We start from the raw sequence: 23,936 nt of genomic DNA on the forward strand, positions 1-23,936 counted from the left end.
GGAACTTTGAAAACTTCAAAAAACGGATTTTTATCGCTCTGAATATCAAAAAAGAAAGGACGAAATTTGTCCTTTCTCGAGCTTAGCTTTTCATCAACCCACTACAGTTGACAAAGAGCCGAAAAAGCAGTGGATTTCTCCACTACTTTGACAGCTTATTCTTCAATTTCGATTTCAAGTTCGTCGCCTAGGTCAAGTGTGACTTCTTCATTCACAGAGTCTGCTTTAACTGCTTCATCTTTTTTGTTTTCAGCAGCTTCTTCTCCATCAACCAAACCAAATTGAACACGAACTTGATGGTCAATTTCATCAAAGATTTCTGGGTTATCTGACAAGTATTTCTTAGCATTTTCAGAACCTTGCCCGATTTTCTCATCCTTGTAAGAGTACCAAGCTCCTGCTTTTTTGATGATATCCAAATCGCTTGCAATCTTCAAAAGCTCACCAGTCTTAGAAATCCCTTCTCCGTACATGATTTCAACGAAGGCTTCCTTAAACGGTGGAGCCACCTTATTTTTCACGACCTTGATTTTAGTTTCTTTACCGACATTGGTATCTTTTTGGTCACCAGTTCCCTTGATTTGTGTGCTTCCACGAACATCCAAACGGACTGATGCGTAGAATTTCAGAGCACGTCCACCAGGAGTTGTTTCTGGATTTCCAAACATCACCCCAACTTTTTCACGCAATTGGTTGATAAAGATGGCAATTGTTTTGGTTTTATTGATAGAAGCACCAAGTTTACGCATAGCCTGGCTCATCATACGAGCCTGCAAACCAACGTGGCTATCACCGATATCTCCATCAATTTCCGCACGAGGCACAAGGGCAGCAACTGAGTCGACCACGACAAGATCTACAGCACCTGAGTCAATCAATTTTCCTGCAATCTCAAGACCTTGCTCTCCTGAGTCTGGTTGTGACAAGAGCAATTCGTCAATGTTGACACCAAGGGCCGCAGCATAAGCTGGATCGAGAGCATGTTCCGCATCAATAAAGGCAGCAATACCACCTTCTTTTTGCGCTTGCGCAACTGCATGAAGAGCAACCGTTGTCTTACCAGATGACTCTGGTCCGTAGATTTCGATGATACGTCCCTTAGGATAACCACCTGAACCAAGGGCAATATCAAGCGCCAAGGAACCTGAGCTCATCACCTGCACCTTTTGCTCTGCACGTTCACCTAAACGCATGATTGAACCCTTACCAAAGTCTTTCTCAATCAATTTAAGAGCGTCATTCAAGGCTTTTTCACGTTCAGCCCCGAATTTTTTTGAAATTTCATCTAATTTTTTTGGTTTTTTCGCCATTCTATTCTCCTACATTCTAATGGTCCTTAGACCTATCTACTATTATATCAAAAGTTAGTCACTTAATAAAGCCTTGCGAACTAGGTTAAAGGCATGCATAACCGCAATGTGACGTACATCTGCTCGACTTCTGCCTCCAATATTCACCTTGATAACCTTAGTTCCTTTCTCTTGCGCCAAGCCTATGTAAACTGTCCCAGCTGGGTGCCCTTCTAGGCTATCTGGTCCTGCCACTCCAGTCAAACTAATACCATAATCTGACTGAGTCTTGCTTCTTGCTTGCTCAGCCATCTTCTGAGCTGTAGATTCAGACACCACACCCTGTTCTTCCAAATCCTTGGCAGGAATATCCAACATCTTTGATTTTTCTTCCAAGTTATAGGTCACGAAACCACCCTTAAATATACTTGAAGCTCCTGAAAAATCCGCCACAGTAGCTTGAAAAAGACCTGCCGTCAAACTCTCTGCGGCCGTGATAGTTTTCCCTTGCTTTTTCAGTTCTTCTACGACAATGCTAGCCAAACTAGAGTCTTCCCCATAACCATAGCAAAGTTCTCGTAAAGAAAGGCCTTCAAAGGTTTGGTAGTCCAAGATTTGATTTTCCAAGATATCCAGTGCTTGATTCGCCTCTTCTTGGCTGCTAGCTTTTGTTGACAGACGCAGAGTGACTTCTCCTGTCTTGGCATAAGGGGCTAAGGTTGGATCTGTTTGATCGTCAATCAAATCAGCCAAAATGGTCACCAACTGACTTTCGCCAATTCCAAAGAAACGAAGAACTCGGGAATACAGCTTGCTTCCTGTCATCAACTTGGGTAGAAGTTGGTTTAAGACCATGGGTTTCAATTCACTTGGTGGACCAGGAAGGACGACGTAGGTCACTCCATCAACTTCTAAGATTCCTCCAACAGCCAATCCTGTTTCGTTTGGTAGTGGAGTCGCCCCTTCTACAAGTTGAGCTTGTCTTTCATTATTCGGTGTTCGGGCATAGTCTGGTCTCTGGGCAAAAAAGACATCCAACTTCACCTGTGCCTGAGGATCGAAGACTAATTCTTTCCCTAAAAATTTAGCTAGAGTTTGTTTGGTCAAATCGTCCTCAGTTGGCCCCAAACCACCTGTCAAAATCACCAGACTGCTACGTTGACTAGCAATCTCAAGCAGGGATAAGAGACGAGTTTCATTGTCTCCTACAGCCGTCTGAAAATATACATCTACCCCAATTTCTGCTAGTTTTTCCGACAAAAACTGAGCATTGGTATTGACAATCTGTCCTGTCAAAATCTCTGTTCCAACAGCAATGATTTCTGCTTTCATGTTTCCTCCTACCTATCTATTCGTATTTTTTTGAAAAAATCGCAGGAAATTTCCCACGATTGATTTTTTATTTGTATCAAAAAACGAACTATTCTACTTCATTTGTTACAAAGACGCCTTGTTGTTGATTATCCCCATTATCAACAGGCAACCGTCCAAACAAATCTTCAAATAAGACAGCATTTGTTTCAAGCTGAGTGACTTCTTCTTGTCCCAAAGAACGTCGCAATATATTCTGCATTTCCAACATATGCTCTCTAGAAACAATCTGGTAAGAAATACCTTGCAACATCTCTCCCTCACCCTTCAACTGTTGTGATTCAATAGTTTTAAACGAATCCTTGTAACCTAACAAGCTTGGAATACTTTTTGCAGATAAATCAATATTAGTCTGCATATTGGTACTTAGGGCTTTTAAGATAGACTGATAGTGACTGACACTATTCAAACTAAGAACTTTTTCAACAACCTTTTGAATGACTTCACGTTGTCTCTTTTGACGTCCGTAGTCACCTTCTGGGTCCTGGTAACGCATGCGAGAATAAACAAGCGCTTCTTCTCCATTTATTGTCTGCTCTCCAACACCGATAGAAATGGTGTTAAATTCCTCTTGGTCACTGATAGAAATCGGGAAACCTAGTGTATTATTAACCGTAATCCCGCCCACTGCATCTACCAATTGTTGCAAACCTTGCATATTGACCATAATATAGCGGTCAATATGGATATTCATCATCCTTTGAATCGTTGATATAGCTAATTCTGCACCTCCTCCAGCATAAGCTGCGTTCAGTTTCGCTTCTTCGATTTGACCATCTTTATGCTGAATTTTCGTCAAAATATCTCTCTCTAAACTCAACATCATAGTCTTTTTCGTATGCGGATTAACCGTCAAGAGAATCATAGAATCACTATTCCCCTCCCAAGGGTCAGTTCGTTCAACGTTTCCAGTATCAACCCCCATTAAAAGGATCGTTAAGGGTTCAGTCGCCTCAATAACATTGGTTTCTTCCCCAATCTTTTTATAGGTTTTTGATAAGGTTTGTGTACCTTGCTGATAAATGGTATAAGCAAAGACACCCACACCCAAAACTGTCACAGCTAGAAAAGCTAGCACCATTCCAATAATTTTTTTAACCATATTTCTACTAATCTATCAGTTTACCCATCAAGTAAACATCGATAAATTTCCCTTCTTCTATGTACGCACCGCGCTCTTGTCTACCTTCAATTACAAAGCCATATTTTTGATATAGATGAACTGCAGCTTGATTACGAGTTTGGACAGTTAGTTGAAGTCGACGAAGAATACCACTAGCTTGTGCCCACTCTATCGCTTCTTCTATCAACAAACTTCCCAATCCATTATTCCAATATCTTTTTCCAATCACAATGAAGAGATCTCCAATATGACGGACTCTCTTGCGCTGGTCAGCTGTAATATTTACAATACCAGCAATTTTATCATTTAAGAATGCAAGTAAGGTTATCTGATTGTCCGAACTAGCTTGCTTGTTGAGGAATACTTCCATCTCCTCACTGGTCAAGAGAATACCATCTCCGTCTAAGCTGGTAAAATCTGTCTCCAAACTCACACAATTTAAAAACGTCACTAATTCAGCTGCATCTTCAGCTTCGGCTTCCCTAATGAGCAATTCATACTCCATATTGAAGCTCCTCTAAGAGTTCTTCTGCACGCAAACCCTTTGCTTGGAAATGTAATCTGCGACCGTCTTCTTCTTTTAAAATTTCCAATTCTAAATAAGTATCGGGTAAGGCATCTCCTAAGAGATTTCCCCACTCAATAACAGTCACGCCTCCACCAAAGAGAAACTCATCCAAGTCAATAGAATCAGCGTCGCCCTCGATACGATAAACATCTAGGTGGTAAAGTGGAAGACGACCTTCATACTCTCTTACTATAGTGTATGTTGGACTCTTAATCATCTGAGTAATCTGTAACCCTTTAGCAAGACCTTTTGTAAAGGTCGTTTTACCTGCGCCCAGTTCACCAGTTAAGATTAAAACATCATTCTTTTCTAATAGATGACCCAAACGCTCCCCTAAGGCTTGCAGCTCTTCTTCATTTTTTGTGTACATGTTTCTATTATACCAAAAAGTTGTTCTTTGTCGAGATATTATCTGTGAATTTCATATTATAAATTGTAAAACTTGAACTATCTCTTCTTTTATTCTTAAAATAGAAACAGCAAGAAGACAACCAACAAAATATCTCTCATCAGGTGGCTATAAAATGAAACTTCCCAGCGAATGACTTTTGGTACCAATAGTCCTAGAAATAGCATTCCCAAGGTAATATAAAAGGTCATGGACAATAGCATCCAAGGATTTCTGAGAAAGATTAGAATAGCTAGTCCACTAATAAAACAGATTTCCTTCTTACCCAAAATCTTTTTCAATCCATTTACATACTTCTGAATCGGCAGAAAAACTAACAAATCAATACCAAATAAGAAAAAGAAACTCGGTAGAAAGACTTCCACAAACCCTTCTACGGATGTATTTCCTGCAAGGATATGTTCTATGACAATTAAAGCTAAACCCAAAATATTTACTAAGAGCAACAGACTATACAAGAATTGTTGATTATCTTCCTTAAAAACTGAATAAGATTGATTTCGCTGTCCACTATAGTAGTTTAGCCCTGCACCAATACTGGCAAGGAGCAACATGCCAACTAAATAATAGAAGCAGTTTTGATTTAACATCAAGGACCAAGTCGATAAACTTAAACAAGAACAGCTACTAAGTCCAAAAACCGTCAGCAATAACAAAACTCGAATTTGCTTTTTCATTCTTTCCATCATTCTTCCTCCCTTACTTGCTCTTATTATAAGCTAGAAATTCTCATCATTGCTAGAATATTTCTCAACTGTCAGTTTTCTACTCTAAAATGCAAAAAAGTTTGATGCAAGTAATCCTCACACCAAACTTTTTGTTATTTTTCCTTAAACCAAAGAGCAATTTCTCGCTTAGCTGACTCTTCTGAATCTGAACCATGCACAACATTTTGGATAACCTCATTTTCTCCAGCAGCTTTTGCAAAATCACCTCGAATAGTTCCTGGTAAAGCTTCTTCTGGACGAGTTGCACCCATCATAGTCCGCCAAGTTTCAATTACTTTGGGACCAGAAATGATACCTACAAGAACCGGTCCTGAAGTCATAAATTCACGAATCGGTGGGTAAAAACTTTGACCAACCAAGTCCTGATAGTGCTGATCAATTAACCCTTCTGAAACCTTTGTACGCAACTCCAATTTTTCGATTGTAAATCCACGTTGTTCGATGCGTTTCAACACCTCACCCACTAATCCTCTTTTTACACCGTCTGGTTTAATGATAAAAAATGTTTGTTCCATACCTGTCTCCTTTGTCAGCTTCTTTCTTTTATACTCTTCGAAAATCTCTTCAAACCACGTCAACGTCGCCTTACCGTAGGTATGGTTACTGACTTCGTCAGTTCTATCCACAACCTCAAAACAGTGTTTTGAGCTGACTTCGTCAGTTCTATCTACAACCTCAAAGCAGTGCTTTGAGCAACCTACGGCTAGTTTCCTAGTTTGCTCTTTGATTTTCATTGAGTATTATTTTACCACATTTCATGGAAAAATGGAGAAAGTTTTCAGAAAAGAGAAAGAGAACCCGAAGGCTCTCTCATTCTCTTTTATTCTACTGTTTCTTCCACAGTTTCAACGGCAGTATCCACAACTACTTCTGTTATTTCTTCATCCCCTTCTTCCTCTACTGGAGGATTAAGGTATTCTTCTTCGTTGATAGCATGTGGTTCAAGGTTACGGTAACGGGCCATACCAGTACCAGCTGGGATGATCTTACCGATGATAACATTTTCCTTAAGTCCAAGGAGATGGTCTTTCTTACCACGGATAGCCGCATCAGTAAGGACACGAGTTGTTTCCTGGAAGGAAGCCGCTGACAAGAAACTATTTGTTTCAAGTGAGGCTTTGGTAATTCCCATAAGAACTGGGCGACCTGTCGCTGGAACTCCACCTGCAATAAGGACATCTTTGTTGGCATCTGTAAAGTCATTGATATCCATGAGGGTACCCATGAGAAGATCTGTGTCACCTGGATCCATGACACGGACTTTACGGATCATTTGACGAACCATTACCTCGATATGTTTGTCACCGATTTCTACCCCTTGGCTACGGTAAACTTTTTGTACTTCACCGAGAAGGTAAGTTTCAACTGACAAGACATCACGAACTGCAAGGAGACGTTTTGGTTGGATAGAACCTTCTGTAAGAGCAGCACCACGCGCTACTTGGTCTCCAACTTCAACACGCATACGAGCTGTAAATGGAACGACGTATTCACCTTCGCCAGTTTCACCCTTAACAAAGACTTTCTTAGTACGAGTTGATGCATCTTCTTCGATAGCAGTAACTTGTCCTTTAACCTCTGTGATAACCGCTTCCCCTTTAGGATTGCGGGCTTCAAAGATTTCTTGGACACGAGGAAGACCCTGAGTGATATCGGTATTTGAGGCAACCCCACCCGTGTGGAAGGTACGCATTGTAAGCTGTGTACCAGGTTCCCCGATAGATTGGGCAGCGATTGTACCAACTGCTTCACCAACTTCAACCGCATCACCAGTCGCCAAGTTGATACCGTAACAGTGACGACAGACACCATGACGAGTGTTACATGTAAATACAGAGCGGATAGTCACTTCTTCCACACCAGCATTAACAATTTCACGCGCCTTGTCTTCTGTAATCAACTCATTTGAACCGATAATCACTGCACCAGTTTCTGGATGTTTAACGGTTTTCTTAGTGTAACGACCATTGAGACGTTCTTCAAGAGACTCGATCATCTCTTTTCCTTCTGCGATAGAACGGATCAAGAGACCACGGTCTGTTCCACAGTCGTCCTCACGGATGATAACGTCTTGGGCAACGTCAACCAAACGACGAGTCAAGTAACCTGAGTCGGCTGTCTTAAGGGCCGTATCGGTCATACCTTTACGGGCACCGTGAGTTGAGAAGAACATTTCGAGTACTGACAAACCTTCGCGGAAGTTTGAAAGGATTGGCAATTCCATGATACGTCCGTTCGGAGCTGCCATCAGACCACGCATACCGGCAAGCTGTGAGAAGTTTGAGATATTACCACGGGCTCCAGAGTCCATCATCATAACGATTGGGTTCTTAGGATCTTGGTTGGCAATCAAACGTTTCTCTAGTTTCTCACGGGCAGCACGCCATTCAGCTGTAACAGCATTGTAACGCTCGTCGTCTGTGATCATACCACGACGGAACTGTTTTGTGATTTGTTCTACACGTTTGTGTGATTCTTCAATGATTTCAGCCTTGTCATCAACGACTGGGATATCGGCAATACCAACTGTCAATCCTGCAAGAGTTGAGTGGTGGTAACCGAGGTTCTTCATACGGTCAAGTAGAGCAGAAGTTTCTGTTGTACGGAAACGTTTGAAGATTTCAGCGATGATATTTCCAAGGTTTTTCTTCTTGAATGGGGGGTTGAGTTCAAGTTTGCTGATAGCTTCCTTGATATCTCCACCAAGTGGCAAGAAATATTTAGCTGGAACACCTTCTGTCAAGTTGGCATTGTTTGGTTCTTGCAAGTATGGTAGACCCTCTGGCATGATGTCGTTGAAGAGGATTTTACCAACTGTGGTAAGCAAGACCTTGTGTTTTTGCTCTTCTGTCCAAGGCTTGTTGAGGCTGTCTGTTGCGATACCAACACGTGAGTGAAGGTGAACATAACCATTACGGTAAGCCATAACCGCTTCGTCACGGTCTTTGAAGACCATTCCTTCACCTTCACGACCAGCTTCTTCCATAGTCAAGTAGTAGTTACCCAAAACCATGTCCTGAGATGGAGTAACAACTGGTTTACCATCTTTCGGGTTCAAGATGTGCTCCGCAGCTAGCATCAAGATACGAGCTTCTGCTTGAGCTTCTTCTGAAAGCGGTACGTGGATGGCCATTTGGTCCCCGTCAAAGTCGGCATTGTAGGCTTCACAGACAAGCGGGTGCAAGCGAAGGGCCTTACCATCAATCAAGACTGGCTCGAAAGCTTGGATACCCAAGCGGTGAAGGGTCGGTGCGCGGTTCAAAAGCACTGGGTGTTCTTTAATCACTTCTTCAAGGATATCCCAGATACGCTCATCTCCGCGTTCCACCAAGCGCTTAGCTGCTTTGACGTTTTGCACGATATCACGGGCAACGATTTCACGCATGACAAATGGTTTAAAGAGCTCGATCGCCATTTCACGTGGCACACCACATTGGTACATCTTAAGCGTTGGACCAACGGCAATAACGGAACGTCCTGAGAAGTCAACACGTTTACCGAGCAAGTTTTGACGGAAGCGTCCTTGTTTACCTTTCAGCATGTGACTCAATGATTTCAGTGGACGGCTACCTGGTCCTGTGATTGGACGACCACGACGACCATTGTCAATCAAAGCGTCAACCGCTTCTTGAAGCATACGCTTCTCATTTTGAACGATGATACCAGGTGCATTCAACTCAAGCAAACGAGCCAAACGGTTGTTACGGTTGATAACACGGCGGTAAAGGTCGTTCAAGTCAGATGAGGCAAAACGGCCACCATCCAACTGCAACATTGGACGAAGATCTGGTGGAATAACCGGAAGGATGTTAAGAATCATCCATTCAGGTTTGTTTCCAGACTTGTAAAAGGCATCCAAAACATCCAAACGACGGATAGCTTTGACACGTTTTTGTCCAGTAGCTGTTTTCAACTCTTCTTTGAGTTCAGCAATTTCTTTTTCAAGATCTACTTGTTTCAATAAGTCTTGGATGGCTTCGGCACCCATTTTGGCAACGAATGATCCATAACCATACTCACGCAATCGCTCACGGTATTCGCGCTCTGTCATGATAGACTTGTGCTCAAGTGGTGTATCCTTAGGATCAATCACCACATAAGCCGCAAAGTAAATAACTTCCTCGAGGGCACGAGGGCTCATATCAAGGGTCAAGCCCATACGGCTTGGAATTCCCTTGAAGTACCAGATATGAGATACAGGAGCTTTCAACTCGATGTGCCCCATGCGCTCACGACGAACTTTCGTACGCGTTACTTCAACCCCACAGCGGTCACAAACAATTCCTCTGTAACGAATACGTTTGTACTTACCACAAGCACATTCCCAGTCTTTTGTAGGGCCAAAGATAACTTCATCAAAGAGTCCTTCACGTTCTGGTTTCAAGGTACGGTAATTGATTGTTTCAGGTTTTTTAACTTCTCCATAAGACCATGAACGGACTTTGCTTGGAGAAGCTAGGGTGATTTGCATACTTTTAAAACGATTTACATCAACCACTATTTCTTCCCTTTCTATTCTAAGTGAACTGCTTATTCTTGTTCAGCAGCTTCTTCTGTTGCTTCCGCTTTTACTACTTTCTCAGCTTCTTCAGCTTCAAAGGCTGCTTTAGCCTCTTGTGCTGCTTTTTCGCGGGCTTTTTCAAGGTCATCTACGTGGATGACATCTTCGTCCATTCCTTCATCCAAGTCACGAAGTTCCACTTCTTGATCATCTTCGTCAAGGACACGCATGTCAAGACCAAGAGATTGCAATTCTTTGACAAGAACTCGGAAGGATTCTGGAACACCTGGTTTTGGAATTGGTTTCCCTTTTGTAATAGCTTCATAAGCTTTCAAACGTCCGTTGATATCGTCAGACTTGTAAGTCAAGATTTCTTGAAGGACATTTGAGGCACCGTAGGCTTCAAGAGCCCAAACCTCCATCTCACCGAAACGTTGTCCACCAAACTGAGCTTTACCTCCAAGTGGTTGTTGGGTAACGGTTGAGTAAGGTCCGACTGAACGCGCGTGCAATTTATCATCAACCATGTGGTGGAGTTTGATCATGTACATGACACCAACTGACACACGGTTATCAAATGGCTCACCAGTACGTCCATCGTAAAGGATTGTTTTGGCATCACTATCCATACCTGCTTCTTTAACAGTTGACCAAAGGTCTTCAGAACTTGCTCCGTCAAAGACTGGTGTAGCGATGTGAATACCAAGAGTACGAGCCGCCATACCAAGGTGGAGCTCCATAACCTGACCGATATTCATACGTGATGGCACCCCAAGTGGGTTCAACATGATGTCGACTGGAGTTCCGTCTGGAAGGTATGGCATATCTTCTACAGGAACAATACGAGAGACAACCCCTTTGTTTCCGTGACGTCCGGCCATCTTATCTCCGACCTTGATCTTACGTTTTTGAGCGATGTAGACGCGAACCAGCATGTTAACACCAGATTGCAACTCATCTCCATTTGCACGTGTAAAGATCTTAACATCACGAACGACACCATCGGCACCGTGTGGTACACGAAGAGAAGTATCACGCACTTCACGAGACTTGTCTCCAAAGATAGCGTGCAAGAGACGTTCTTCAGCTGAAAGGTCTTTCTCACCCTTAGGTGTTACTTTACCTACAAGGATATCGCCTTCTTTAACCTCAGCACCGATACGGATAATACCCATTTCGTCAAGGTCTTTAAGAGCGTCTTCCCCAACATTTGGAATTTCGCGAGTAATTTCTTCAGGCCCAAGCTTTGTATCGCGCGTTTCTGATTCGTATTCTTCAAGGTGGACAGATGTGTAGACATCATCTTTCACCAAGCGTTCGCTCATGATAACGGCATCCTCGAAGTTGTAACCTTCCCAAGTCATGTAGGCAACGATTGGGTTTTGTCCAAGCGCCATTTCTCCATTTTCCATAGAAGGGCCGTCAGCGATGAAATCGCCTTTTTCAACGACATCGCCAACTTTTACGAGAGTGCGTTGGTTGTAAGCAGTACCTGAGTTTGAACGACGGAATTTTTGGATGTGGTAAACGTCCAATGAACCATCTTCACGACGAACTTCTACCTTGTCAGCATCTGCATAGGTAACTTTACCGTCATACTGAGCAATCACAGCAGCTCCTGAATCGTGGGCTGCTTGGTATTCCATACCAGTACCAACGTAAGGTGCTTTAGGATTAATCAATGGTACAGCCTGACGTTGCATGTTGGCTCCCATGAGGGCACGGTTGGAGTCATCGTTTTCCAAGAAAGGAATACATGCTGTCGCAACGGCAACTACCTGTTTTGGTGATACGTCCATGTAGTCAACAACATTAGCTGGATACTCTTGGTTGACCCCTTGGTGACGACCCATGACAACTTTCTCAGCAAATGTTCCATCTTCATTCAGACGAGAATTAGCCTGTGCTACAGTAAATTCATCTTCTTCATCGGCTGTCAACCAAACGATTTCGTTCGTAACAACACCTGTTTCACGGTCAACTTTACGGTATGGTGTTTGAACAAAACCATATTTGTTCAAGTGTCCGTAAGATGACAAGTTATTGATCAAACCGATATTAGGTCCTTCAGGTGTCTCGATTGGACACATACGACCGTAGTGAGTGTAGTGCACGTCACGTACTTCATATCCAGCACGGTCACGTGTCAAACCACCAGGTCCTAAGGCTGACAAACGGCGTTTGTGAGACAACTCAGAAAGTGGGTTGTGTTGGTCCATGAACTGTGACAACTGTGATGAACCAAAGAATTCTTTAACCGCAGCTGTTACAGGACGGATATTGATAATTTGTTGTGGTGTCAAGACTTCGTTGTCCTGAACAGACATACGTTCACGGACATTACGTTCCATACGAGAAAGTCCAAGACGTACTTGGTTAGCAAGCAATTCACCAACCGCACGGATACGACGGTTCCCAAGGTGGTCGATATCATCTACACGGCCAAGTCCTTCAGCCAAGTTGAGGAAGTAGCTCATCTCAGCAAGGATATCTGCAGGAGTGACGATACGAACCTTGTCATCTGGATTGGCATTACCAATAATTGTTACAACACGGTCTGGATCAGTTGGAGCAACAACCTTGAATTTTTGAAGAACAACTGGCTCAGTCACAACCGCTGCATCATTTGGAATGTAAACAATCTTGTTCAAGTCGCCATCCAAATGGCTTTCAATGCTTTCAATCACGCTACGAGTCATGACTGTTCCAGCTTCTACCAAGATTTCTCCTGTTTCAGGGTCTACCAATGGCTCCGCAATGGTTTGGTTAAGCAAACGTGTTTTAACATTGAGTTTTTTATTGATTTTGTAACGACCGACAGCTGCCAAGTCATAACGACGTGGGTCAAAGAAACGAGCTACAAGCAAGCTACGTGAGCTTTCAGCAGTCTTAGGCTCACCTGGACGAAGGCGTTCGTAAATTTCTTTCAAAGCTTCGTCTGTACGAGAGTCCATTGGATTCTTGTGGATATCTTTTTCAACAGTATTACGAACCAATTCGCTATCACCAAAGATATCAAAGATTTCATCATCACCTGAGAAACCAAGCGCACGAACCAATGTTGTAAATGGAATCTTACGAGTACGGTCGATACGAGTGTAGGCAATATCTTTTGAGTCGCTTTCAAGTTCCAACCAAGCTCCACGGTTAGGGATAACAGTTGACCCGTACCCCACTTTACCGTTTTTATCAACTTTATCGTTAAAGTAAACACCTGGTGAGCGGACCAACTGAGATACGATGATACGTTCACCACCATTGATGATGAAAGTACCCATTTCAGTCATGATTGGGAAATCACCAAAGAAAACTTCTTGGGTTTTGATTTCGCCTGTTTCTTTATTGATCAAGCGGAAGGTTACAAAAATTGGTGCTGAGTAGCTAGCATCGTGGATACGAGCTTCTTCTAGCGTGTATTTTGGTTCCTTGATTTCATATCCAACAAATTCCAACTCCATTGTGTCTGTGAAGTTTGAAATTGGCAATACATCTTCAAATACTTCCTTAAGACCATGGTCTAGGAAATCTTTGAATGAGTCAGTTTGAATTTCAATCAAATTTGGTAAGTCAAGAACTTCTTTGATTCTTGAAAAACTACGACGGGTACGATGTTTCCCGTATTGAACGTCATGTCCTGCCAAGATGATTCTCCTTTGTAAATAAGTTCCAAGCCTTGTCAATCAGGCTTTTCTAATCGTCATATGGTTTTAAAAACCCCTATCACCGTGTCCTCTTGATAAATTTTCAGAATCTTTAAGTCTTTGTTACAAGCACTCAAAATCCTGAAAAAAAGCACAAAAAGAGCAGCTAAATCTGACTTCTTCAGAAGATTTAACTGCTGTGAGCCTTGTCTGGACAATATTTCAGACAAAACCTACGACAAATGATTATTCATATTATACCCTATTTAGCTAGATTTTTCAAGGGGATTAACGATTTTTTGACAAAATCTTTTCCTATAAAAATTTGCATTCTACTATCACTTTTCAAACTTCATTTTCAGTTTAATGGTCCCAGGAAAATATAGTAAATTCAGATTTTCCTATTTTATCCTAGGCTATTTTTCTTGACTTTACTAGGCTTTTCTTTTAATATATATGTATAAATATATATGGAGGTTTATTATGAATATCTTGCTGACTAAAAAAGAACAAGACTTGCTATTCTTGCTGGAAGAATTAACCAAGAACCATGATTGGATAGAGATTCCAGTTTTGGCAGAAAATTTGAAATTAGCAGTAAAAGAATTGCAAGAACATCTTTCTAGTCTCGAGCAATTATTCCCAAACCTCCTGATTCAATCAAGAAAAAAGGCATTCAACTGCAGTTTGACTTTCAAAACACCTTGGATCCTCGGATTGCAATCTTTGAACAATCTACAACCTACTCTTTTTTGAACTATCTGTTTTTCAAAGGGGGGCAATCACTTGAGCAAATGTGTCAGGCGCTTTCGATTAATCCAGAGCAGATTGAGGAAATCATTCATCGTCTTAACACACTCCTTCCCCAACACTACAATATCAGTATCCAACCTTACCCTTTGGTCATGGAGGGAGCGGAAGAGGACATCCGCGCCTTTTATCTGGACTACTTTAGCCAAAGCTACACCTTTCTTGATTGGCCTTTCCCTTCTATTTCTGAAGAATCACTCACTCAGCTGATTCAGCTGTTTTTAAAGGCCCAACAAGTTTCACCCAACCTCAGCGGTCTACGGCAAATCAAATATACCTTGGCTATCAATCTAGAGCGGTTAAATAAGGGACGTTTCATCGAAAATCCTACTCCTCTTTTAACCAGTCACTACAGCTCCCTCATGCAGATTCCACAGTTTGAACAAGATATCAAAAAGCTGGCTAAAAAGCTCCATTTTGAACCGAAAAAGGAGACATTAGAACAGCTATTTTCAAACCCAGTAAAGTCTCCTCAACTCACAAACAATCCTAACAATGGAGTACTGAGGGATATTCAGCACATTCAAAAATCCTACCGTCTATTGAGCCAAATCCTAGAAGAGCTAGCCAAAGAATTTCACCTACAGATTGAAAATCGAGAAGAATTGATTTGGCTCCTCCACTACACTGCCCAATCTGATTTCTTCCATCTACTCAGTGACCAGTCTCTTGACAAACAGAAATCCCAGATTTTAAGCAATTATCAGGTAGAATTTCCAAAACTATTTGAAGTAAGTCAACACAAATTCCAATCTTATCTGACTGAAATGGGGCTAGAAAATCACCCAAGTAAGCTACAAGAACTTGTCTACACCTTTTCGATTCAAGGGCAGCGAATTTTAGTCCAATTACTTCAAAAACTTCCCAAAATACGAGTTTTAGTCATTAGTCATTTGGATATCCATCACGCACAAAACCTAATCGACACCCTTGCTCACTACGGCAATAACCTCTATCTCTTTGATTCTTGGGAAGAATCTACTATTTCTTTCTCAATTCTCAATCAAATCCCTCACGATATTGTGATCACTACCTTTCCTGTCACTAACTCTCCTAAACCACTTATCTACAATCGTAACTTCTCTACTTCAGAATTATTTCATCACCTTCACCTTCTTGCTTCTCAAATTCATAAAGAAAGACTGGCTTAATCGTAACAAAATTTGTTGCGATTTTTTCTTTTATTTTAATTTTAGGAAAACGCTTGCATCTTATTTTACTAAGTGCTATACTGATGATAGAAATTTATTGATTGGAGAATCATTATGAGAAAAATACCATCTCAAACTGAGAAAAAAATGGTTTACAGCATCCGCTCCCTCAAAAATGGAACTGGTTCTGTCCTTATTGGAGCAAGCCTTATTCTGCTTGCCATGGCTACACCAACTATCTCAGCAAACGAAAATACACCAACCACTAACGAACCCAGCAACAGAAATACGACCTCCCTTACTCAACCTCTTACTGATGCAACAAACATCGCTGGCAAGAACGAAAGCGATTTTTCTTCACCCGATAGTGCAAACGCTTCCCTAAAGAAAACAGAAGAAAAACCTGCAACAGAGCCAACTACTCCTGCTGCAACTCCCGCCGATTCAGCCCCACAAACCGGACAAGATCGTTCAAGTGAACCAACTACTTCTACGAGTCCAGTAACGACTGAAACTAAGGCAGAAGAACCAATAGAAGACAACTACTTCCGTATCCATGTCAAAAAGCTTCCTGAAGAAAACAAGGATGCTCAAGGACTATGGACTTGGGACGATGTTGAAAAACCATCTGAAAACTGGCCTAACGGAGCCTTGTCCTTTAAGGATGCCAAAAAAGATGACTATGGCTACTACCTAGATGTCAAATTAAAGGGAGAACAAGCCAAGAAAATTAGCTTCCTCATCAATAATACAGCTGGGAAAAATCTAACCGGCGATAAATCGATAGAAAAACTGGCACCAAATATGAATGAGGCTTGGTTGGACCAAGAACACAAGGTTTTCTCTTACGAGCCACAACCTGCAGGAACTATTCGCGTCAACTACTACCGTACAGATGGCAACTATGACAAGAAATCTCTCTGGTACTGGGGAGATGTGAAAAATCCAAGTAGTGGTGAATGGCCTAACGGAACAGATTTTACGGCTACAGGCAAATATGGTCGCTATATCGATATTCCACTCAAAGATGCAGCTAAAGACCTTGGATTTTTATTACTAGACAGAAACAAACAAGGAGACGATGTGAAAATCCGTAAAGAAGATTATAAGTTCACAGATTTAAAAAATCATAGCCAAATTTTCCTAAAAGACGATGATGAATCGATTTACACAAATCCATACTATGTCCATGATATCCGTATGACAGGAGCCCAACACGTAGGCACTTCTAGCATTGAGAGTAGTTTTTCAACACTTGTCGGTGCTAAAAAAGAGGATATCCTCAAACACTCCAACATCACTAATCACCTAGGAAATAAAGTAGCTATCACCGATGTTGCAATCGATGAAGCTGGTAAGAAAGTGACCTACAGTGGAGATTTCTCGGACACAAAACATCCTTATACCGTGAGCTACAACGCTGACCAATTCACTACCAAAACAAGCTGGCGTCTGAAAGATGAGACTTACAGTTATGATGGCAAACTTGGAGCTGACCTAAAAGAAGAAGGAAAACAAGTTGATTTAACCCTTTGGTCACCAAGTGCTGACAAGGTTTCTGTCGTTGTCTACGACAAGAATAACCCTGAAAAAGTGGTTGGAACTGTCGCTCTTGAAAAAGGGGAAAGAGGAACTTGGAAACAAACTCTAGATAGCACAAACAAACTCGGAATCACAGATTTCACTGGATACTATTATCAATACCAAATCGAACGTCAAGGTAAAACTGTTCTTGCACTCGATCCTTACGCTAAGTCCCTCGCTGCTTGGAATAGTGACGATGCTAAGATTGACGATGCCCATAAAGTGGCTAAAGCCGCCTTTGTAGATCCAGCCAAACTCGGACCTCAAGACTTGACTTATGGTAAGATTCACAATTTCAAGACTCGTGAAGATGCCGTTATCTACGAAGCTCATGTGCGTGACTTTACTTCAGATCCTGCCATTGCAAAAGACTTAACCAAACCATTTGGTACCTTTGAAGCATTTATTGAAAAACTAGACTATCTCAAAGACTTGGGTGTAACCCACATCCAGCTCCTTCCAGTCTTGTCTTACTACTTTGTCAATGAATTGAAAAACCATGAACGCTTGTCTGACTATGCTTCAAGCAACAGCAACTATAACTGGGGATATGATCCTCAAAACTACTTCTCCTTGACTGGTATGTATTCAAGCGATCCTAAAAATCCAGAAAAACGAATCGCAGAATTTAAAAACCTCATCAACGAGATCCACAAACGTGGTATGGGAGCTATCCTAGATGTAGTGTATAACCATACAGCCAAGGTCGATATCTTTGAAGATTTAGAGCCAAACTACTACCACTTTATGGATGCTGATGGGACACCTCGCACTAGCTTTGGTGGTGGACGCTTGGGGACAACCCACCATATGACCAAACGACTCCTAGTTGACTCTATCAAATATCTAGTTGATACCTACAAAGTGGATGGATTCCGCTTCGATATGATGGGAGACCATGATGCAGCTTCTATTGAAGAAGCGTACAAGGCTGCACGCGCCCTCAATCCACACTTAATCATGCTTGGGGAAGGTTGGAGAACCTATGCTGGTGATGAGAACATGCCTACTAAAGCTGCTGACCAAGATTGGATGAAACATACCGATACTGTCGCTGTCTTCTCAGATGACATCCGTAACAACCTCAAGTCTGGTTATCCAAACGAAGGTCAACCTGCCTTTATCACAGGTGGCAAGCGTGATATCAACACTATCTTCAAAAATCTCATTGCTCAACCAACCAACTTTGAAGCAGATAGTCCTGGAGATGTTATCCAGTATATCGCAGCCCATGATAACTTGACCCTCTTTGACATCATCGCCCAGTCTATCAAAAAAGACCCAAGCAAGGCTGAGAACTATGCTGAAATCCACCGTCGTTTGCGACTTGGAAATCTCATGGTCTTGACATCTCAAGGAACTCCGTTTATCCACTCTGGTCAGGAATACGGACGTACTAAACAATTCCGTGACCCAGCCTACAAGACTCCAGTAGCGGAGGATAAGGTTCCAAACAAATCTCACTTGTTGCGTGATAAGGATGGCAATCCATTTGACTATCCTTACTTCATCCATGACTCTTATGATTCGAGTGATGCTATTAACAAGTTTGACTGGACTAAGGCTACAGATGGAAAAGCATATCCTGAAAATGTCAAGAGCCGTGACTATATGAAAGGGTTGATTGCCCTTCGTCAATCTACAGATGCCTTCCGACTCAAGAGTCTCCAAGATATCAAAGACCGTGTCCACCTCATCACTGTTCCAGGCCAAAATGGTGTGGAAAAAGAGGATGTGGTAATTGGCTACCAAATTACTGCTCCAAACGGTGATATCTACGCAGTCTTTGTCAATGCTGACGAAAAAGCCCGCGAATTTAATTTGGGAACCGCCTTTGCCCACCTCAGAAATGCGGAAGTTTTGGCAGATGAAAACCAAGCAGGACCAGTCGGAATTGCCAATCCGAAAGGACTCGAGTGGACTGAAAAAGGCTTGAAATTAAATGCCCTTACAGCTACTGTTCTTCGAGTCTCTCAAGGCGGTGCCATCGTTGCCCCAGCTGTGGAGGATAAACCAGAATTTGACCTTTCTAGCTTAAAACAAGAACAAGGGCAATATAATATCCAAGACAATATGTCGAACCGAGTAGTCAAACAGGAACAGCAAACTCCAGCTCCACAAACTAAACCTGATTCTGCAAAACCAGATACAAAAGTAGCTGATGCAGAAAATAAACCTATCCAAGCTACAACTGATTCACAAACTTCACAAGAAACACAAGAAACACAAGCATCATCTGTAAAAGAGGTGGTTCAAAACGAATCGGTAGAAAACTCTAGCAAGGATAATACACCTGCAACCCCAGCTAAACAAGCTGAACTTCCAAATACAGGAACCAAAAACGATCACAAACTCCTGTTTGCAGGAATTAGTCTCCTCACCCTTCTAGGTCTCGGTTTCTTACTTAAAAACAAAAAAGAGAACTAAACTAGCCCTCCTATAGAACAATCCCCCAAGCCTTAACGCTCGGGGGATTGATTTTTGCCCTGATAAGCCTATCTATCAAATCATATATTCTACACTATAGGTCGCATCCGAAAGAATTCGTGCCAAAAATTGCTTGGTTCGTTCTTCCTGTGGGCGACTAAAGAAATCATGGGCATTATTTTCTTCAACAATTTTCCCGCCATCCATAAAAATGACATGATTGGCTACATCTCTAGCAAAACCCATCTCATGTGTCACTACTACCATAGTAACTCCTTCTTTAGCTAACTGTTTTAAAACATCTAAAACATCCCCTACCAACTCTGGATCCAAGGCCGATGTCGGCTCATCTAATAAAATGACCTCTGGTTTCACAGCGATGGCACGGGCAATACCGATTCGTTGTTGCTGACCTCCAGAAAGCTGAGAAGGATAATAATCTTTATAAGCTAGTAAACCAACCTTTTCTAAGGCAACTTCCGCACGTTTAGTTGCTTCTTCCTTAGGAATTTTCCGAGCAATCACCAGGCCCTCCAAAATATTTTCCAAGGCCGTTTTATTAGCAAATAAATTATAATGTTGAAAAACAAAGGCGGTCTTCTTGCGAATTTCTAAAATATCTTTTTTGGTCAATTTGCCAAGATCGTAGTCTTTGTCAGCAAGCTTCAAAGAGCCACTATCGGCTTTTTCTAAATGATTGAGACATCTGAGAAAAGTCGTTTTACCTGATCCAGATGGCCCCAATATTACAACCACATCCCCTTGGTTGACCTTGAGATTAACATCTTCTAAGACTTGTCTGTCTCCAAATTTTTTTGCAACATGTTCTACTTGTAACATTGTCTCCTCCTATGCTAAACCTGTACGGGGTACTACTTGTCCCTTTTCTCTTCGAATATAGCGTTTCTCTAAGAGTGAAAAACCCCATTGAATCAAACCGCAAATAAGAATGTACTGTAAAAAGATAACAAAGTATGATTCAAAATACTGATAACCATAAGACGCTTCAACACGGGCAATAGCTGTAATATCCTTAATGGTCATCACAAAGACCAAAGAGGTTCCTTTTACAATATTTATGACTAGATTAGCCAGATTGGGCAAAGCTGATCGCAAGGCCTGTGGAAAAACAATCCTCACATAAGCTTGACTAGTGGTTAAGCCAATCGCTTGTGCAGCTTCTAATTGTCCCTTATCCACAGTCAAAATAGCCGAACGTAAGATTTCTGATAAACTACCTGTCGTCATCAAACTATAGATAATAAAAGCATAATAGATCGGATTGAGTTTAAAGATATCAACATCACTCCCTATGCTTTTGAGAAATTGATTGAGCAAACTCGGAAACAAACTATAAAAGAAAAGAATCAGCAAAATCGGAGGTGTTGCTCTTATAAAAGCTAGATACACGAGAGAGAAAGTTCGAACACCTTTTACTTTATATATTTGTCCCAGAGCTAAAAACAAGGCTGGTAGAAAACTTAAGATCATGGCTACAATCATGATAATCAAGGTGGTCGGTACCCCTTTTAAGGTCTCTAAAAAGGTTTTTGCAATATAGTCTAAATCCATATCCTATCTCCCTTTCGTTTCCAAAGATTTTTCTAACAAGCGACTCAAGAAGGAAACAGCCAAGGCTACACCCCAATAAAGAATGGCAACCGCTGTATAGGTTTCAAGAGAGTAATTCCCCAAATTACGACTGATTAAGAGATTCCCAGCCCCCATGACATCTACAAAACCAATCGTATATGCTAGGGCAGCATCCCGCATCAAATTTAGAATAGCGGTCGTCATATTTGGAAGAGCCACTTGAAAAGCCTGAGGAAAAATGATTCTCCAAAATGTCTGACTGGGTGTCAGACCAATACTGACTCCAGCCTCCATCTGACCTTTGGGGATTGCCTGATAAGACGCCTTAAATACTTCTGCAATGATAGCCGCAAATAGCAAGACCATGGTGAATAAGACGAAGACCGTCTTAGACCAGTTGTTGATATCTAAATTCAGCCACCATTTTAAAAATTCAGGCAAACCATAAAAAACTAAAAACAGTAAGACAATGGGGGGAGTACAGCGAAGAGTGAAAATATAGCCCTTGGAAAGACCTGCAAAAGTCTTATCTTCTCCCACTTGAGCCCAAGCCAGTAAGCCACCGAAAAGGGAACCGAGGATTGTAGTAAAAAAGAGAATGGACAAGGTCATAGGAAGAGCCTGCCATAAGGTTGGTAAAAATTGGAACACTCTTGAAAAATCATATGAAACCATATAAACCTCTTTCTAATACTCAATGAAAATCAAAAAGCAAACTAGCCGCAGGTTGCTCAAAACAGTGTTTTGAGGTTGTGGATAGAACTGACGAAGTCAGTAACCATACCTACGGCAAGGCGTCGTTGACGCGGTTTGAAGAGATTTTCGAAGAGTATAACATGCCTGATTGCTCATCTAATCTTTATCAACGTAGCTAAAAACATCTTCTTTAAAGTATTTTTGAGAAAGTTTAGCTAGAGTACCATCTTCTTTTAATTCTTTAATCGCTTTTTCATACTCTTTCGCAAACTTCTCTCCCTTTTCATCACGGTGAATCAAGGGATAGGTTGGGATTCCTTTATAAGGGAACCAGCTAAGTTTGTCCGCATATTGGTGGTAAGAACCATCCTCTGCTGTTACTGCTTTTTCAAAAGATAACTTGATGTCAAAGAAAGCATCATAACGTCCTTCTAAAACCCAAGCATAAGCATCTGCCACTTTAAAGGATTCAGCAGCTGTCAACTCAATTGGTGTATCTTTATGCTTGTCATTATAGCTATTGATGACATTCCACTGGGCATTTTGAGGAGAGATGGGTACTAATTTTCCTTTATTTTTGGCGAAATCATCAATATTCTTATATTTGGCTTCATCTTCTTTTCTAACAGTAAAACCAATAATGCTGGCTCCTACTGGCTCAGATGGAATAATGAATTTCTTAGCCCGTTCATCTGTATACCAAGCACCTTTAGTTCCAATATCGTACTTGCCAGACTCAAGTCCAATCAAGAGATCATCATCACTAGTTCCAGTATACTCAAATTTATAATCTGCTAATTTCTCATCAACCGCCTTTAAAACAGCGACTTCATAACCATCTGATCCCCCTTTTTCGTCAATAAAATCATAAGGGACATAGTTTTGAGTATGGGCAACTTTTAAAGTTGTTACTTGTCCAGACGAAGCTGCATCTGCACCTTTAGCAGATGCTCCCGCCAAAGTTCTACCAACAATCGTTGCTCCAAGAACTGCCACAACTGCAACTCCACCAATAATCCATGTTTTCTTACTCATATTCTTCTCCTTTATTTAGCTAATGCTTCTCTCACCCACTGGATACGCTCAACTGCAATATCGCTCGGAATGGTACAATCTGCCCCAAGTATGAGGCCATCTTTACCTGTTTCTTCTATCAAGCGTTTGGTTTCAGCTTGAATTTCTTCCTTACTGCCTCGATAGAGAAGGCCATCTTTACCATTTTCAAATCCTCCCAAAACAGTACGACCCTTGAAAATCTCACGACCTTCTTTTAGTCTGATCCCTTCTGGACCAACTGCCCAGTTAAAAACATGAGCTGGATAGTCGGCAAAGATATGAATATCATTTCTAGCTCCCTCATAGCCACAGATGTGAAGGATATTTACCCCGCCAACCAACTTAGCTGCATTTAAAACAGTCAGTTCACTCGGCGCAATAATCTCCTGATAGGCTTCAACAGAAACACGCGCATCCTGAATACTTTGCACACTGAGATAGATACCGTCTGCCCCTGCATCTTTAATAATAGCTTGACTCAAGCTAGCGATATCTTGCGCAATCACATCAAGGACTTTTTTCAATTTCTGAGAATCTTGAACTAAGAAATCTGCAATGAGATCATCTCCACCAGACACTTCTCCAAGTAACCATTTGAGGTAGGTCACAGGCGCAAAAATATTGTAAATAGCAACAATATCTTCCGTAAACTCCTGCTTAATCTTCTTCACTAATTCTACCTGCTCTCTAATCCACGGATGATCTTCACCCAGAGGTTGAATCTCTGCCAACTCTTGGAGTGACTTTCCTTTGGCAATAACTGGATTTGGATAAGCAAAATAGCCATCACTCATCAACTTGATAAAGTCTGGATGTAGGTCACGGATAAAACGTTTGTGACCTTGTATGTTCTTTTCAATAATCACAGGATTGGAAAATCCCTTTAACCATTCCTCTTCTGATGTAAAGTGGTGCCAAAAACCTACAGGTACACGGTCAACCACTTCTCCTCTAAATGCTTTTAAAACCCATTCTCTTTTTTCTGACAT

At 41.6% G+C, this 23,936-nt stretch carries 17 protein-coding genes; 3 read left to right on the forward strand and 14 right to left on the reverse strand.

Annotated elements, in window-relative coordinates:
• Nucleotides 1–155: 155 nt before the first annotated feature.
• The 9 genes from recA to rpoB all read right to left on the reverse strand — a co-directional run bounded on the left by recA (nucleotide 156) and on the right by rpoB (nucleotide 13,630).
• Nucleotides 156–1,310, reverse strand: a complete 1,155-nt coding sequence (gene recA / locus QM843_RS09000) for a recombinase RecA (protein WP_153199813.1) — start codon at nucleotides 1,308–1,310, stop codon at nucleotides 156–158.
• A gap of 54 nt (nucleotides 1,311–1,364) precedes the next feature.
• Nucleotides 1,365–2,621, reverse strand: coding sequence for a competence/damage-inducible protein A (locus tag QM843_RS09005; protein WP_414304797.1), 1,257 nt, complete (start codon nucleotides 2,619–2,621; stop codon nucleotides 1,365–1,367).
• An 88-nt stretch (nucleotides 2,622–2,709) separates the two neighbouring features.
• Nucleotides 2,710–3,762: a glycopolymer--peptidoglycan transferase LytR gene (lytR, locus tag QM843_RS09010; RefSeq protein ID WP_414304798.1), complete on the reverse strand. Its 1,053-nt coding sequence runs from the start codon at nucleotides 3,760–3,762 to the stop codon at nucleotides 2,710–2,712.
• A gap of 7 nt (nucleotides 3,763–3,769) precedes the next feature.
• A complete protein-coding gene (locus QM843_RS09015; protein WP_414304799.1) occupies nucleotides 3,770–4,288 on the reverse strand; it encodes a GNAT family N-acetyltransferase in 519 nt (172 codons plus the stop codon).
• Nucleotides 4,278–4,721 carry a tRNA (adenosine(37)-N6)-threonylcarbamoyltransferase complex ATPase subunit type 1 TsaE gene (tsaE, locus tag QM843_RS09020; RefSeq protein ID WP_414304800.1) on the reverse strand — a complete coding sequence of 148 codons (444 nt, stop codon included), beginning with the start codon at nucleotides 4,719–4,721 and terminating at the stop codon, nucleotides 4,278–4,280. The genes QM843_RS09015 and tsaE overlap by 11 nt, the downstream gene beginning before the upstream one ends.
• Nucleotides 4,722–4,816: 95 nt before the next feature.
• A complete protein-coding gene (locus QM843_RS09025; protein ID WP_414304801.1) occupies nucleotides 4,817–5,446 on the reverse strand; it encodes a competence protein in 630 nt (209 codons plus the stop codon).
• Nucleotides 5,447–5,580: 134 nt separating this feature from the next.
• Nucleotides 5,581–6,003, reverse strand: coding sequence for a nucleoside-diphosphate kinase (ndk, locus tag QM843_RS09030; protein ID WP_414304802.1), 423 nt, complete (start codon nucleotides 6,001–6,003; stop codon nucleotides 5,581–5,583).
• Between the two features lie 305 nt (nucleotides 6,004–6,308).
• Nucleotides 6,309–9,986, reverse strand: a complete 3,678-nt coding sequence (rpoC, locus tag QM843_RS09035; RefSeq protein ID WP_261146097.1) for a DNA-directed RNA polymerase subunit beta' — start codon at nucleotides 9,984–9,986, stop codon at nucleotides 6,309–6,311.
• Between the two features lie 32 nt (nucleotides 9,987–10,018).
• Complete coding sequence (rpoB, locus tag QM843_RS09040) at nucleotides 10,019–13,630, reverse strand: DNA-directed RNA polymerase subunit beta (protein ID WP_414304803.1); 3,612 nt, start codon at nucleotides 13,628–13,630, stop codon at nucleotides 10,019–10,021.
• A gap of 483 nt (nucleotides 13,631–14,113) precedes the next feature.
• Here rpoB and QM843_RS09045 point away from each other — a divergent pair, with 483 nt between their 5' ends.
• The 3 genes from QM843_RS09045 (at nucleotide 14,114) to QM843_RS09055 (ending at nucleotide 19,602) form a co-directional block, all read left to right on the forward strand.
• Complete coding sequence (locus QM843_RS09045) at nucleotides 14,114–14,386, forward strand: helix-turn-helix domain-containing protein (protein ID WP_414304804.1); 273 nt, start codon at nucleotides 14,114–14,116, stop codon at nucleotides 14,384–14,386.
• Complete coding sequence (locus QM843_RS09050) at nucleotides 14,383–15,591, forward strand: AcpB/EbpR/MafR family transcriptional regulator (RefSeq protein WP_414304805.1); 1,209 nt, start codon at nucleotides 14,383–14,385, stop codon at nucleotides 15,589–15,591. The genes QM843_RS09045 and QM843_RS09050 overlap by 4 nt, the downstream gene beginning before the upstream one ends.
• A 114-nt stretch (nucleotides 15,592–15,705) precedes the next feature.
• The gene (locus tag QM843_RS09055; protein ID WP_414304806.1) at nucleotides 15,706–19,602 is read left to right on the forward strand and encodes a pullulanase; all 3,897 of its coding nucleotides are present in this window, start codon (nucleotides 15,706–15,708) and stop codon (nucleotides 19,600–19,602) included.
• 75 nt (nucleotides 19,603–19,677) lie between these two features.
• On the opposite strand, the gene QM843_RS09060 is transcribed toward QM843_RS09055, so the two are convergent.
• The 5 genes from QM843_RS09060 to QM843_RS09080 form a co-directional block, all read right to left on the reverse strand.
• Nucleotides 19,678–20,442 carry an amino acid ABC transporter ATP-binding protein gene (locus QM843_RS09060; RefSeq protein ID WP_049501823.1) on the reverse strand — a complete coding sequence of 255 codons (765 nt, stop codon included), beginning with the start codon at nucleotides 20,440–20,442 and terminating at the stop codon, nucleotides 19,678–19,680.
• Nucleotides 20,443–20,451: 9 nt separating this feature from the next.
• A complete protein-coding gene (locus tag QM843_RS09065; RefSeq protein ID WP_237447087.1) occupies nucleotides 20,452–21,174 on the reverse strand; it encodes an amino acid ABC transporter permease in 723 nt (240 codons plus the stop codon).
• 3 nt (nucleotides 21,175–21,177) lie between these two features.
• On the reverse strand, nucleotides 21,178–21,870 hold the full coding sequence (locus QM843_RS09070) for an amino acid ABC transporter permease (protein ID WP_004256697.1): 693 nt from the start codon (nucleotides 21,868–21,870) through the stop codon (nucleotides 21,178–21,180).
• Between the two features lie 177 nt (nucleotides 21,871–22,047).
• Nucleotides 22,048–22,926, reverse strand: a complete 879-nt coding sequence (locus QM843_RS09075; protein WP_084947837.1) for a transporter substrate-binding domain-containing protein — start codon at nucleotides 22,924–22,926, stop codon at nucleotides 22,048–22,050.
• 11 nt (nucleotides 22,927–22,937) lie between these two features.
• Nucleotides 22,938–23,936 (reverse strand): uroporphyrinogen decarboxylase family protein, encoded by a 999-nt coding sequence (locus QM843_RS09080; RefSeq protein WP_084947834.1) that lies wholly within the window; start codon nucleotides 23,934–23,936, stop codon nucleotides 22,938–22,940.

It is taken from the genome of Streptococcus mitis (assembly GCF_047463435.1).
In the GTDB taxonomy this organism is placed as follows: Bacteria; Bacillota; Bacilli; order Lactobacillales; family Streptococcaceae; genus Streptococcus; species Streptococcus mitis_DS.

Coding starts and splice junctions, on each gene's coding strand:
- QM843_RS09070 (WP_004256697.1), bottom strand. CDS start 21,870: ATGGTTTCATATGATTTTTCAAGAGTGTTCCAATTTTTACCAACCTTA.
- ndk (WP_414304802.1), bottom strand. CDS start 6,003: ATGGAACAAACATTTTTTATCATTAAACCAGACGGTGTAAAAAGAGGA.
- QM843_RS09075 (WP_084947837.1), bottom strand. CDS start 22,926: ATGAGTAAGAAAACATGGATTATTGGTGGAGTTGCAGTTGTGGCAGTT.
- QM843_RS09005 (WP_414304797.1), bottom strand. CDS start 2,621: ATGAAAGCAGAAATCATTGCTGTTGGAACAGAGATTTTGACAGGACAG.
- QM843_RS09065 (WP_237447087.1), bottom strand. CDS start 21,174: ATGGATTTAGACTATATTGCAAAAACCTTTTTAGAGACCTTAAAAGGG.
- recA (WP_153199813.1), bottom strand. CDS start 1,310: ATGGCGAAAAAACCAAAAAAATTAGATGAAATTTCAAAAAAATTCGGG.
- QM843_RS09025 (WP_414304801.1), bottom strand. CDS start 5,446: ATGGAAAGAATGAAAAAGCAAATTCGAGTTTTGTTATTGCTGACGGTT.
- lytR (WP_414304798.1), bottom strand. CDS start 3,762: ATGGTTAAAAAAATTATTGGAATGGTGCTAGCTTTTCTAGCTGTGACA.
- QM843_RS09080 (WP_084947834.1), bottom strand. CDS start 23,936: ATGTCAGAAAAAAGAGAATGGGTTTTAAAAGCATTTAGAGGAGAAGTG.
- QM843_RS09015 (WP_414304799.1), bottom strand. CDS start 4,288: ATGGAGTATGAATTGCTCATTAGGGAAGCCGAAGCTGAAGATGCAGCT.
- QM843_RS09055 (WP_414304806.1), top strand. CDS start 15,706: ATGAGAAAAATACCATCTCAAACTGAGAAAAAAATGGTTTACAGCATC.
- QM843_RS09060 (WP_049501823.1), bottom strand. CDS start 20,442: ATGTTACAAGTAGAACATGTTGCAAAAAAATTTGGAGACAGACAAGTC.
- tsaE (WP_414304800.1), bottom strand. CDS start 4,721: ATGTACACAAAAAATGAAGAAGAGCTGCAAGCCTTAGGGGAGCGTTTG.
- QM843_RS09045 (WP_414304804.1), top strand. CDS start 14,114: ATGAATATCTTGCTGACTAAAAAAGAACAAGACTTGCTATTCTTGCTG.